The sequence below is a fragment of the Salmonella sp. SA15303 genome (assembly GCF_029962125.1).
GTDB classification, from domain to species: domain Bacteria; phylum Pseudomonadota; class Gammaproteobacteria; order Enterobacterales; family Enterobacteriaceae; genus Salmonella; species Salmonella enterica.
In genome coordinates this window covers 2,456,817-2,469,963 of sequence record NZ_CP123924.1, presented here as the reverse complement: position 1 = coordinate 2,469,963, position 13,147 = coordinate 2,456,817, and the positions used below count along the sequence as shown (strand labels likewise).

Below are 13,147 nucleotides of genomic sequence, written 5' to 3'. Positions count from 1 at the left end.
GCGCTCCTTACAGCAGACCTTTGTCCTGTAAAAATTGATGGGCTACCTGTTGCGGCGTGCGATGCTCGATATCGACCTGGGCGTTTAGGGTCGATATCACATCGTTATTGAGCAGGCCGGAAAGGGTGTTTAAGGCGTCATCAAGGCCAGGATTGGCTTCCAGCACTTCTTTACGCACCACCGGCGTGACAGCGTAACTTGGGAAGAAGCCTTTATCATCTTCCAGCACTTTCAGATCAAACCCTTTCACCCGTCCGTCGGTGGTATAGACCAGCCCGGCGTCAACCAGCCCATCCCGAACGGCGTTATAGACCAGCCCTGGGTCCATCTGTCGTATTTGCGGGCGATCGAGCTGCATCTGGTAGGCTTGCTGAAGGGGCTTCATCCCGTCGCTGCGCCCGGCAAATTCCAGATCGAGGCCGAGCATCCAGTTGTGGTCAGGATCGTTCTGCCGGACCTGTTCGATTTTTGCCACCATTTGCGAGATGGTGGTGATATTTTCCGACTCGGCGCGTTTGCGCTGCATCGCGAACGCGTAAGTATTGTTCATGTCAGCCGGTTTGAGCCATACCAGGCCCAGCTTCGCATCCAGGCGTTTTACCGTGTCGTAGGTTTCCTGTGGACTCATGCGCTTATCGATACGGTTGAAAATAATCAGCGATGTACCGGTGTATTCCCAGGTAATATCAATTTGTTTATTCACCATCGCATTACGTGAAATCACCGCGGCGATATTGGTTTGCGGCTGAACCTGAAAGCCTTTCTTCTGCAAATACTGAACGGTCATAGCGGAAAGAATATGCTGCTCGGTAAAGCTTTTGGTGGCGAGAACCAGCGGCGCGGCCTGCGTCTGGCTACTGAACAACAGCGTTGCGGCAAGCCATCCTAACAGGTGTTTTTTGAATCTCATTTAACGCTCCTTATTGTTATTTATGCGTTCAGACGGTATGAGGGCTAAGGCGTCGCCCAAACCAGGCAAGCAGAGTGTCAAGAATCAGTGCGAATAACGCCGTGGCCGTTGCGCCGAGGATCAACATCGGAAAATCGTTGAGATAAATTCCCGGGAAAATCAGCTCGCCGTAGCTGCTGGCGCCGATCAGAAAGGCCAGCGGCGCGGTGCCGACATTGATGGCGGTCGCGATGCGAATACCGGACAGCATCACTGGCCACGCATTAGGTAGCTCTACCTGGCGAAGCCGCTGCCATTTTGTCATCCCAATCCCGTTCGCCGCTTCAATCAGTGAGGCGGGAACGGAACAGAGGCCCGCATAGGTATTGCGGACGATAGGCAGAAGGGAGGCCAGAAATAGCGCGACAATGGCGGGCGTATCGCCGATCCCGATAATCACCATCGCTAAGGCCAGGACGGCCAGCGGCGGCAAGGTATTACCAACATTAAAGATTTGCATGACATATTCAGCAAATCCCTTTGCCGCAGGACGGCTGAGTAAAATCCCACTCGGGATACCGACCAGTAAAGCAAAAAACATGGACGTAAATACCAGCATCAAATGCCGTTGTCCGAGATACAGCAGATCGACCTGACGCGCTTTCAGCGTCTCCAGACCGATTCCCCAGATAAACAGCGCCAGTAACAGCAGAATGACGATAGTGAACCCAAGTACGCGTTTTAGGGTGTGGGTGTGCATTGCGGTGTGTCTCCCTGTTTGCATGTGTTATGGCGACGTTAAGAGTCGCGTGTTGTTATGCCATGTTCCGGCAGGGTACTTTGAGCTATAGCAACAGGTTGGGAAGGATTCCAGCGAAGCGTGATGTTTAATACTATTAAACATCTATTAACAATTATGCTTTGCCCTTATGCGGCTTAGCGTAAACATTCACGATAAAGAATTATCTTAAAAACAGAAACGTAGTGTGACGTTGTCACTTTTTGTAGATAAAAATAGGCCGCAATGGGAGAAAAGGCAGGTAAAATCCTGCCTTTTGTGGGGATTAACGGAATAACGGTTTTACAGCGACGGGAATAATAAGTTGAGCTTGCCATTGCGCCAGAGTCAGACGCGCCAGTTGCCCCAACGCCTGATAAAACGGATGCCCGGCATGATCGATAAATACGTCCAGAAAGCGGGACGACCACGGAAACAGATGCCAGGCCAGGAGTTGTTCGCATTCATGATGACGATCATTCTCGGCAAGCCAGGCCGCCAGCAGCAACAGCGACCCAAAATGATCTTCTGGCTCGTTTTGTTGCATTTCAAACTGAATCCCGTTTTCGCGCATCCACTGACGTAGCGCCAGCGTAGAATCGCCAAATAATACGCTCTCACGATCCAGCCAGACGGAACCCCACGGCGGAGACGGCAGAGCGTAAGGGCCGATAAACAGACGCTGCCAGGCCTGTGGCAACGACTCTTCGCTGTGGGTCTTAAACATAGCCGCCACAGGCGCAAGCGCCTCGGCATCAAGCGGCCACTGCGCCCGCCAGTCGTCGGTTAATAGCGCCTGAACCAGAGGAGCGGTTTCGTGGCTTTCCGGCGAATAATAAAACAACGCGCCAAGAACACGCGCCGTTACTGCAAAATCATCACGTTGTAAAAAAGTGGTCATTCAAACAATCCCGAAAGGTGCGGGTCGCCCCGCACGCATAAATTAACCTGCGACGGCCATACCTACGGTCATATGCAGGCCATAAAAAAGTCCGCGGCCAATAATTTCGCCCGCCAGCACCAGCACGACACCGAGCAGCAAACCAACGGTATGCGGTTCGCGGCGACGGATTAGTGGACATAGCCAGCAACCTAATCCGGCAGCAAGCAAGACAATGCGCCAGACCTGTAGCATACCGTAATCCGGTGCGAGATGGCTGGCCTGTTGCACGGAACTGTGAATAGCTGAGAGGGACAGTCCCTGTAGTACGATGACCGCCACGCACACCACCAACGCCAGGCCGCTAATACTGGCAAACGTCACGCTGCAAAATGGGACGCGCGCGATGCGTAGCAGTAACGCCGCAAACACCGGGCCGCACAGGAATGCCGTGAGGAAAAAGGCCAGCGTGGTGTAGCCATTATACCAGGTTGGCACGGTATCTATCTGATAAACGAGCGTCATTGCCCAGATGAATGCAACGCCGAGCGCCATACTGACCAGCAGCCACACTTTACCCAGCGCCGGGGGCATTTTACCGAGTACCGCCACCAGCCACCAGATGCCGCCTACGGCAAAGAACACCGATCCTGCGGCGATTTCATTACTCAGTGCGGAAGCGCCTACGCGGTTAAGCGAGTTAAACGCGCGCATCGGCGAGCCGAGATGCATAATCGACGCGAGGAATCCCAGTCCCATCACCAGCCACAGAAAAAACATGCTGCGCACGATGCGCTGACGGGCGATGGTATCGTCTTTTGCCGTCAGCCAGCCCAGTCCGCTAACGATTAACGCGCCGACCACGCACTGACCAAAGACCGTGAAGATCATCAACGGCCATTCATGCCATCCACTTCCCATCTTATACCTCCTTCGGATTGGCCAGATAACCGGTAGTGTCCCCGGTCGGGCGGCTGTTGGCGTTGGGTTTAATCACAATATTCGGCTTCGTGAAATGCGCGCGCGGCAACGGCGCGACGGCAGCCAGCTCACCGTGTTTTTTACGCAGTTCGTCTATCGGGCCAAAGTCCAGCGCCCGCAGCGGGCAGGATTCCACGCAGATCGGTTTCTTGCCGTCAGCGACACGGTCATAACAGCCGTCGCACTTGGTCATATGACCTTTGGCCGCGTTGTACTGCGGCGCGCCGTACGGGCAGGCCATGTGGCAGTAGCGGCAGCCGATACAGACCTCTTCGTTCACCACCACAAAACCGTCATCGCGCTTGTGCATCGCGCCGCTCGGGCAGACTTTGGTACAGGCCGGGTCTTCGCAGTGGTTGCATGAAATGGAGAGATAATAGGCAAAGACGTTCTGGTGCCAGACGCCGTTATCTTCCTGCCAGTCACCGCCCGCATACTCATAAATGCGGCGGAAGCTGACGTCGGGAGTGAGATCTTTGTAGTCCTTGCAGGCCAGTTCGCAGGTTTTGCAACCGGTGCAACGACTGGAATCAATAAAAAATCCATACTGGGTTGTCATCGGTTACTCCTTACGCCTTTTCAACCTGAACAAGATTACTGTGTGACGGATTACCTTTCGCCAGTGGGGAAGGCCGGTGCGACGTCAGAATGTTAATGGAGCCGCCGCGATCGACTTTGTCGCCAAACATGTCGGCATTTAACCAGGCGCCCTGGCCGATAGCGGTGACGCCGGGCAATATGCGCGGCGTGACTTTTGCCGGAATGAGCATCTCTCCATTCTGGTTAAAGACCCGCACGGTGTCGCCGTGCTGAATGCCGCGCGCTTGCGCATCAATCGGGTTGATCCAGATCTCCTGCGGACACGCCTGTTGCAGGACGTCGATATTGCCGTAGCTGGAGTGGGTACGCGCTTTATAGTGGAAGCCGGTTAGCTGTAGCGGGTAGCGCTGACGAAGCGGATCGTCCCAACCGTCAAAGCCTGGCGTATAGGCGGGTAAAGGATGGATAATCTCATCTTTCTTCAGCTCCCACGTGTTGGCGAGGGTTGCCAGACGCTCGGAATAGATTTCGATTTTACCGGACGGCGTTTTCAGTGGGTTGGCGGCAGGGTCTTCGCGGAAGGCGCGGAAAGCGACGTAGTGCTCCTCCGGGCATTTTTTCTTGAAAATCCCTGTCTGTTTCATCTCTTCGTAATCCGGCATTTCCGGGTTACGCGCTTTGGTTTTTGCGTGCAGGTATTTGACCCACTCATGCTGCGTGCGGCCTTCTGTGAAGGTCTGGTATACGTCCGGACCAAGCCGTTTAGCCACTTCACTGAGCGTCCAGTAAATGGGCTTTCTTTCAAATTTCGGCGAGGTGGCGGGCTGACCAAGAATGACATAGCCCATATTGCCTGCGGATTCGTGGGAAATCAGATCTTCCTGCTCGGTCGGCATTAAATCAGGCAGCAGAATGTCGCAATATTTTGCCGACGCGGTCATAAAGTGCTCGATACCGACGATCATTTCACATTTACTGTCGTCCTGAAGCACCTCGTGGGTGTGGGCGATATCGCCATGCTGATTGATCAGCGTATTACTGGCGTAGCACCACAAAAATTTGATCGGCACGTCGAGCTTGTCTTTTCCCCGCACGCCGTCGCGTGTGGCGGTCATTTCCGCGCCATGATCGATAGCGTCGGTCCAGGTAAAGACCGAAATCTGGGTTTTTACCGGGTTCTCCAGCATAGAAAACCATTCGACGCCCAGATCCCAGGTGCCTTCGCGCACGCCGGAATTACCGCCATTTATGCCGACGTTACCGGTGAGTACAGACAGCATGGCGATTGCGCGTGCGGTCTGCTCCCCGTTAGAGTGGCGTTGCGGTCCCCAGCCCTGGCAAATGTAAGCCGGTTTCGCCGAGCCGATTTCCCGCGCCAGTTGAATGATTTTTTCCGCCGGAATACTGGTAATCTGCGCGGCCCATTGCGGCGTTTTAGCAATACCGTCGTCGCCCTGACCCAAAATATAGGCTTTATAGTGCGCGTTACGCGGGGCCGAGGCGGGCAGAGTGGTTTCGTCGTAGCCGATGCAGTATTTATCCAGAAACGGTTTATCAATAAGATCTTCGGTAATCAGCACCCAGGCGATTGCCGCCGCCAGCGCGCCATCGGTACCAGGGCGAATCGGCAGCCACTCGTCTTCACGGCCGGCGGCAGTGTCGTTATAACGCGGGTCAATCACGATCATCCGGGCGTTGGAGCGCTCGCGCGCTTGTTCGACATAGTATGTCACGCCGCCGCCGCTCATACGTGTTTCCGCGGGGTTATTGCCAAACATCACCACCAGTTTTGTATTGGCGATATCATCCGGACTGTTGCCGTCGTTGCCGCCGAACATATAGCTCATGGCCGCGCTGATTTGGGCGGTGCTGTAGCTACCGTAACGGCTGAGATAGCCGCCGCAGGCGTTCATCAGGCGATACGGTACGTTAGAATTGGTAATATTGCCGCCGTCCACGCCGGTACCGTAAAGGACATGTACCGCTTCGTTGCCGTAGTCCTTGAGGATACGTTTCAGGTTATCGCCGATGGTATCCAACGCTTCATCCCAACTGATACGTTCGAATTTGCCTTCTCCTCGTTTACCAACGCGTTTCATCGGATATTTCAGGCGATCGGGATGATTCATCCGACGACGAATAGAACGGCCGCGCAGGCAGGCGCGTACCTGATGGTTGCCATATTCATCGTTGCCCGTGGTATCTGATTCAACCCAATATACGGTGTCATCTTTTACGTGCAGGCGCAGCAGGCAGCGACTGCCGCAGTTAACGGTACATGAACTCCAGACCGCTTTTTCTGCCACATTGCCGGATGCGAGGTCTGCTGCGGCGTGGGCGATGCGGGAGAACGGAAGGGTGAAAGCGCTACTGGCAAGCGCAAGGCTACCGATAGCGGAGGTTTTCACCAGGCTTCGTCGGCTGATACTGGCCGCCATTAATGCCTCAGGGTTGGTGATTTTCATAACAGCTCACTATGCTCATCCAAAAAAGAGTTTTAAATGTCGTTGTGTTCGCAAAACGGGGAGCTCCGGGCGCGTAAAAACGTCCCGGAGCAGGCGGCTTAGATTTTTTCGATTTCCACCAGATTTGTATGTTGAGGATTCCCTTTTGCCAGGGGGGAAGGACGCAGCGTCGTGAGCGTATTGATGCAGGCGCCGTGGTCAATTTTATCGCCAGCCATATCCGCATTATGCCATGCGCCCTGACCCATCGCGCTGACGCCCGGCAGAATACGCGGCGTGACTTTGGCGGGTAGACGCACCTCTCCACGATCGTTAAAGACGCGAACCTTATCGCCATTCGCGATACCGCGTTTTTGCGCATCGAGCGGATTTATCCACACCTCCTGGCGACAGGCGGCCTGCAGAACATCAATATTGCCGTAGCTTGAATGGGTACGGGATTTATAGTGAAAGCCAAACAGCTGTAGCGGGAAGGTGCTCCGCTTCGGATCGTCCCATCCTTCAAAAGTAGGGGTATAAATCGGCAGTGGGCTTATCACGTCGCCTTCCGCCAGCTCCCAGGTACTGGCGATGTGAGCGAGTTTGCTTGAGTAGATTTCGATTTTACCGGACGGCGTTTTTAACGGATTGGCCTGCGGATCTTCACGAAATTTTTTATAGGCGACAAAGTGGCCGTTGGGATCTTTGCGTTTATAGATGCCCATTTTTTTCAGATCGTCATACGCGGGCAATGCCGGATCTCTTGCCTGCATTTTGGCGTACAGATATTGCAGCCATTGCGCCTGGGTACGGCCTTCGGTAAACCGCTGATACACATCGTCGCCGAGGCGTCTGGCGATTTCGCTGAGTACCCAGTAGATGGGCTTGCGCTCGAACTTAGGCGTCGTCGCCGGTTGGATAAAAATCAGATATCCCATATTGCCGGCGTAATCATTGGGGATGATATCCTCCTGTTCGACGGTCATGAGATCCGGCAGTAAAATATCAGCGTACTTCGCGGAAGAGGTCATAAAGTTGTCGATGACCACAATCATTTCGCATTTCGCTTCATCCTGAAGAATTTCATGGGTTTTATTAATATCCGAATGCTGATTAATCAGGGTGTTGCCAGCGTAGTTCCATAGAAATTTGATCGGGACATCCAGCTTATCTTTGCCGCGTACGCCGTCGCGCAGGGCGGTCATTTCCGGGCCGCGCGCAATGGCGTCCGTCCAGCTAAAGCAGGAGATGGCGGTTTTAACGGGATTCTCCAGGACCGGCAGACGTTCAATGGTAATGGTGTAAGTGGATTCGCGTGCGCCGCTATTACCGCCATGAATGCCGACGTTGCCGGTCAGAATCGGTAACATGGCGATGGCGCGAGCGGTTTGTTCGCCGTTCGCCTGACGCTGCGGGCCCCAACCCTGACAGATGTAGGCCGGCTTGACGCTGCCTATCTCGCGCGCCAGTTTGATAATCCGATCGGCGGGGATGCCGGTAATATGCGATGCCCACTGCGGCGTTTTGGCGATACCGTCCTCGCCCTGGCCCAAAATATAAGCCTTATAATGGCCATTGGGGGGCGCGTCAGCCGGAAGGGTCTTTTCATCGTAGCCGATGCAATAGTTATCGAGAAAAGGCTGGTCAACGAGATTTTCGTTAATCAATACCCAGGCAATTCCCGCTACCAGCGCGGCGTCGGTGCCGGGGCGAATAGGTATCCACTCGTCTTCACGTCCGGCAGCGGTATCGGTATAGCGCGGATCTATCACGATCATGCGCGCATTTGAGCGTTCACGCGCTTGCTCCAGAAACCAGGTAATGCCGCCGCCGCTCATGCGTGTTTCAGCCGGATTATTGCCGAACATGACCACCAGTTTACTGTTTTCGATATCGGATGTGCTGTTGCCGTCGTTGGAACCATAGGTGTAGGGCATGGCGCAAGAAATTTGCGCGGTACTGTATGAGCCGTATTGATTCAACGAACCGCCGTAGCAGTTCATCAAACGCTTCACCGGCGAGGCGGCAGGCGACGAGCGGGTTATGTTGCCGCCTACGATGCCGGATGAATAGTGGATATAAACGGCTTCATTGCCGTAGGTCTCTACGGTCTTTTTCAGGCTGGCGCTAATGGTGTCCAGTGCTTCCTGCCAGCTAATGCGTTCAAATTTGCCTTCGCCGCGGCGGCCAACGCGTTTCATGGGATAGTTAAGGCGATCCGGATGATTAATGCGCCGACGGATTGAACGGCCCCGCAGACAGGCGCGAACCTGATGATTGCCGTAGACATCGTCGCCAGTGTTATCAGTTTCAACCCACCAGACTTCATTATCTTTTACATGCAGACGCAGGGCGCAGCGACTGCCGCAGTTGACCGAACAGGCGCCCCAGACAATTTTATCTTCTTCGTTGCGCATGGCCTGCTGCACCGCCGCGGCCGCGGTACGCATCCCAAACGGTAAAGATACGCCTCCGGCAGCCAGCGCCAGTGAGCCAAGCGCCGCTGATTTCACTAACGTCCTGCGGCTAACGCCTGTTTGTTGCTTTTCTCCGGGCATCACTCACTCCATTGTCGTTATTATTTCGCTATATATTGATAACTATAACGAAATTATTAACATGCTAATGATGTAATGAGTTTACCCCTTTGGGAGTAAGGATTATTAATCCATGTCAAAGAGCGTTACCCTCCGGACCCGGAGGGCAGGAGGAGGTTATTGCGGTTCGGCGGATGAACCGTCCTGAGCGGGAGAGGTATTGGCTGGCGCATTGCCGCTGTTGGTGCGGGTATAAAGAATTTTATGCGTGTCGTTCGCGCAATGGCCCACCACCTGTGAGTCCGGCTGATCGGCCTGGTCGTTAGGAACGATAGTGAGCGTAAAATTATCCGCCGGCACGCCGTTATTGATGATACGTTGTTCGATATCGCTTTTTACTCTCTCGCACGATCCCGGTGCCGCCATCACCAGCGAGGGGGCGCTAACTAACGCCAGAGCGGCTATTGCAGTTGCGATTTTCATCATGAACTCCTGTGATTAATGACGATGTTCTAAGCTTAGCATTTTTCGTGTAAATAACTGTATTTGCTAATATGATGATAAATATCTTTTCATCCTGGTGATACGTGTGAAGAAACCCCTTTTACTGACGTTATTGTGCATGATACTGGCAGGTTGTGATAACCCGAAATCCCTTGAGTCTTTTACGCCGGAAATGGCCAGTTTTTCGAACGAATTTGATTTTGATCCATTACGTGGTCCGGTAAAGGATTTCAGCCAGACATTGATGAGTGAGAATGGCGAAGTGGCGAAGCAGGTCACCGGTACGCTTTCACAGGAAGGCTGTTTTGATACGCTTGAGTTACACGATCTGGAGAATAATACGGGGCTGGCGCTCGTGCTGGATGCCAATTATTACCGGGATGCTCAGACGCTGGAAAAAAAGGTGCAGTTACAGGGGAAGTGCCAGCTGGCGGCGTTGCCTTCGGCGGGCGTGACCTGGGAAACGGACGACAACGGTTTTGTGGTATCGGCGACGGGCAAAGAGATGAAGGTCGAGTACCGCTATGATAGCGAAGGCTATCCGTTAGGTAAGACAACCATAAACTCGCAGAATACGCTCTCTGTGACGGCAAAACCCTCCGCAGACCCGCGTAAAAAGCTGGATTACACGGCAGTCAGCCGGGTGGATGATCGACAGGTCGGCAACGTCACACAGAACTGCGAATATGATGCGTACGCGAACCCTGTTGACTGCCGGCTTGTTATCGTCGATGAGAGCGTTAAGCCGGCAGTGTCCCACCATTACACCATTAAAAATCGTATCGATTACTACTAAACCGGGCGCGGTGCGACTCTCCGTGACTGCCGCGCCGCGTTTACTGCGCGGTGGGTTTCAGGAGCGTAGAACCGGACGTTTTATGTTCATCCAGATACTGCTGCTGGAAGATACACATGCGGATGGTGTTACGGTATTCGCCGTTAATGAAGAACTCATGAATCAGCTCGCCTTCTACTCTAAACCCGAGTTTACGGTAGATGTGAATCGCTTTTTCATTCTCTTTATCGACGATCAAATACAATTTATAGAGGTTGAGTACGGTAAATCCGTAATCCATCGCCAGTTTGGCCGCGCGTGACGCCAGGCCTTTTCCCTGGTACTCCGGCGAGATAATAATCTGAAATTCCGCCCGCCGATGCACATGGTTAATTTCCACCAGTTCTACCAGCCCGGCGTTTTCACCATCGCATTCGACGACAAAGCGCCGTTCGCTTTGGTCGTGGATGTGTTTGTCGTAGAGATCCGACAGTTCGACAAAAGCCTCATACGGCTCCTCAAACCAGTAACGCATAACGCTGGCATTATTATCAAGCTGGTGGACAAATCGTAAATCTTCACGCTCAAGCGGGCGCAGTCTGACCTTGTAGTCACTTGTCATACTGTATCCTTACACTTCCTTTTAGTTATCCTGCATCAGGGCGTAATAACGCGACCTGTACGACGATCCAGACACCGCAGCGTATTGGGCTCCCAATAGGCGTTGATGTTGGCGCTTTGCTCGCATTTATCGCGGTTATCAAAGGCGGCATCGGCTTTGTCCCACTCTTTTTCTGCGCGGGTATTCACTTTCTGGCGCAGACTGCGAGTGTCGTTCCATTGTTCCTTTTCCATCGCCGCTTCCTGACGACTTTGTGCGCTATCTCCCGATTCAATCACCAGTTTACTGGTTTCAGCGAATGCGGAAGTAGTATATACAACGGCCGCCAACGTAAGCATTGCCGTCAGGCACAGGCGTTTGCTCAGCGTATTGTTCATCACAACATCCTTTCATTAGAGGGGAAAAGCGGTAAACCACCTGTAAATTCTACACCAATCCTTATGCCTGGCATATACACAAGAATGGCCGGATAACCGTAACGATATTCTGTTGTATTATCACTTATCATTTCGTAACCAAATGAATCTCATGCTAAAGACGACTCTGCTTTTCTTTGTCACCGCCCTCTGTGAAATCATTGGATGTTTTCTTCCCTGGCTATGGCTTAAGCGCGGCGCCAGCGTGTGGTGGCTTCTGCCCGCCGCCGCGTCACTCGCGTTATTCGTCTGGCTTTTGACCTTGCATCCGGCGGCGAGTGGGCGGGTTTATGCGGCTTACGGTGGGGTATATGTCTGTACTGCGCTCCTGTGGTTACGTGTTGTCGATGGCGTCCGGCTCACGGTTTATGACTGGTGCGGCGCGCTGATCGCGCTGTGTGGAATGCTGATTATCGTCGTCGGATGGGGACGTACGTAACATTGCCGCGCGACCAGAACATTTTGTGATCTGGCAGCGCTTTTTACATCAATATACTTGTATGGTAGTAGCTCAGTTGGGTAAATTTCCTGCATCCCATAATGCGATGTAAGGAATAAACATGAAGATTGTAGGGGCTGAAGTTTTTGTTACGTGTCCAGGGCGTAACTTCGTCACCTTAAAGATAACCACGGAAGACGGGATCACCGGTCTGGGGGATGCCACCCTGAACGGACGCGAGCTCCCGGTGGCCTCGTACCTTACCGATCACCTGTGCCCACAGCTCATCGGGCGGGATGCTCGCCGCATCGAAGATATTTGGCAGTTCTTCTACAAAGGCGCGTACTGGCGCCGTGGCCCTGTCACCATGTCCGCCATTTCCGCGGTTGATATGGCGCTATGGGATATTAAAGCCAAAGCCGCCAATATGCCGTTGTATCAGTTACTCGGCGGCGCTTCGCGTGAAGGCGTCATGGTGTATTGCCATACCACAGGCCACACCATCGACGATGTGCTGGAAGACTACGCGCGTCATAAAGAGCAAGGGTTCAAAGCAATCCGCGTGCAGTGCGGCGTTCCGGGGATGAAAACCACCTACGGCATGGCGAAAGGCAAGGGGCTGGCCTATGAGCCCGCGACAAAAGGCCAGTGGCCGGAAGAACAATTGTGGTCAACGGAAAAGTATCTCGATTTTACGCCAAAGCTGTTTGACGCCGTGCGTAATACGTTCGGGTTTAATGAACATCTTCTGCACGATATGCATCACCGACTGACGCCTATTGAGGCTGCCCGCTTTGGCAAAAGTATTGAAGACTATCGTTTGTTCTGGATGGAAGACCCGACGCCGGCTGAAAATCAGGCGTGCTTCCGCCTCATCCGCCAGCATACGGTCACGCCGATTGCCGTAGGCGAAGTCTTTAACAGTATCTGGGATTGCAAACAGCTCATTGAAGAGCAATTGATTGACTATATCCGCACCACGCTTACCCATGCCGGTGGTATTACCGGGATGCGCCGCATTGCTGATTTTGCCTCGCTCTACCAGGTGCGTACCGGTTCGCATGGGCCGTCCGATCTGTCGCCGGTTTGTATGGCCGCTGCATTACATTTCGACCTGTGGGTGCCTAACTTTGGTGTGCAGGAGTTTATGGGCTACTCCGAACAGATGCTGGAGGTTTTCCCGCATAACTGGACGTTCGAGGGCGGCTATATGCATCCGGGCGACAAGCCAGGACTGGGCATTGAGTTCGATGAAAAACTGGCGGCGAAATATCCGTACGATCCAGCCTATTTGCCGGTGGCCCGCCTGGAAGACGGCACACTGTGGAACTGGTAAGGAGCG

Annotated in this window: 13 protein-coding genes; 3 read left to right on the top strand and 10 right to left on the bottom strand. The window is 53.4% G+C overall.

All coding sequences use genetic code 11. The annotated features are described in order from the left end of the window. Nucleotides 1-7 precede the first annotated feature (7 nt). The 8 genes from osmX to QEN31_RS12035 form a co-directional block, all read right to left on the bottom strand. Nucleotides 8-910 carry an osmoprotectant ABC transporter substrate-binding protein OsmX gene (osmX, locus tag QEN31_RS12070; protein ID WP_001211193.1) on the bottom strand — a complete coding sequence of 301 codons (903 nt, stop codon included), beginning with the start codon at nt 908-910 and terminating at the stop codon, nt 8-10. A gap of 28 nt (nt 911-938) precedes the next feature. Continuing rightward, nucleotides 939-1,649: an osmoprotectant ABC transporter permease OsmY gene (gene osmY / locus QEN31_RS12065; RefSeq protein ID WP_000556890.1), complete on the bottom strand. Its 711-nt coding sequence runs from the start codon at nt 1,647-1,649 to the stop codon at nt 939-941. A gap of 304 nt (nt 1,650-1,953) precedes the next feature. Continuing rightward, nucleotides 1,954-2,568 carry a Tat proofreading chaperone DmsD gene (gene dmsD, locus QEN31_RS12060; RefSeq protein WP_000206569.1) on the bottom strand — a complete coding sequence of 205 codons (615 nt, stop codon included), beginning with the start codon at nt 2,566-2,568 and terminating at the stop codon, nt 1,954-1,956. Between the two features lie 42 nt (nt 2,569-2,610). Further along, the gene (locus QEN31_RS12055; protein WP_000534696.1) at nt 2,611-3,468 is read right to left on the bottom strand and encodes a dimethyl sulfoxide reductase anchor subunit family protein; all 858 of its coding nucleotides are present in this window, start codon (nt 3,466-3,468) and stop codon (nt 2,611-2,613) included. 1 nt (nt 3,469) lies between these two features. Beyond that, nucleotides 3,470-4,087 carry a dimethylsulfoxide reductase iron-sulfur subunit DmsB gene (gene dmsB, locus QEN31_RS12050; RefSeq protein WP_000213064.1) on the bottom strand — a complete coding sequence of 206 codons (618 nt, stop codon included), beginning with the start codon at nt 4,085-4,087 and terminating at the stop codon, nt 3,470-3,472. Between the two features lie 10 nt (nt 4,088-4,097). Then, nucleotides 4,098-6,533, bottom strand: a complete 2,436-nt coding sequence (gene ynfF / locus QEN31_RS12045) for a selenate/tellurate reductase subunit YnfF (RefSeq protein WP_000705276.1) — start codon at nt 6,531-6,533, stop codon at nt 4,098-4,100. Between the two features lie 98 nt (nt 6,534-6,631). After that, the gene (ynfE, locus tag QEN31_RS12040; protein WP_001117604.1) at nt 6,632-9,070 is read right to left on the bottom strand and encodes a selenate/tellurate reductase subunit YnfE; all 2,439 of its coding nucleotides are present in this window, start codon (nt 9,068-9,070) and stop codon (nt 6,632-6,634) included. Nucleotides 9,071-9,226: 156 nt separating this feature from the next. Then, complete coding sequence (locus QEN31_RS12035) at nt 9,227-9,535, bottom strand: DUF1161 domain-containing protein (protein WP_000975514.1); 309 nt, start codon at nt 9,533-9,535, stop codon at nt 9,227-9,229. 103 nt (nt 9,536-9,638) lie between these two features. Between QEN31_RS12035 and QEN31_RS12030 the strand changes: the two genes are divergently transcribed. Then, nucleotides 9,639-10,349, top strand: coding sequence for a YnfC family lipoprotein (locus QEN31_RS12030; protein WP_000743119.1), 711 nt, complete (start codon nt 9,639-9,641; stop codon nt 10,347-10,349). A gap of 40 nt (nt 10,350-10,389) precedes the next feature. Here the strand turns inward: QEN31_RS12030 and speG are convergent, their stop codons facing one another. Both speG and QEN31_RS12020 read right to left on the bottom strand, forming a co-directional pair. Further along, a complete protein-coding gene (gene speG / locus QEN31_RS12025) occupies nt 10,390-10,950 on the bottom strand; it encodes a spermidine N1-acetyltransferase (RefSeq protein ID WP_000199997.1) in 561 nt (186 codons plus the stop codon). 35 nt (nt 10,951-10,985) lie between these two features. Next, nucleotides 10,986-11,327, bottom strand: coding sequence for a DUF1283 family protein (locus tag QEN31_RS12020; protein ID WP_001066440.1), 342 nt, complete (start codon nt 11,325-11,327; stop codon nt 10,986-10,988). Between the two features lie 151 nt (nt 11,328-11,478). Between QEN31_RS12020 and QEN31_RS12015 the strand changes: the two genes are divergently transcribed. After that, nucleotides 11,479-11,805, top strand: a complete 327-nt coding sequence (locus QEN31_RS12015; protein WP_000921389.1) for a YnfA family protein — start codon at nt 11,479-11,481, stop codon at nt 11,803-11,805. Between the two features lie 121 nt (nt 11,806-11,926). Continuing rightward, complete coding sequence (gene rspA, locus QEN31_RS12010; protein ID WP_000706269.1) at nt 11,927-13,141, top strand: starvation-sensing protein RspA; 1,215 nt, start codon at nt 11,927-11,929, stop codon at nt 13,139-13,141. The last annotated feature ends 6 nt before the right edge of the window (nt 13,142-13,147 follow it).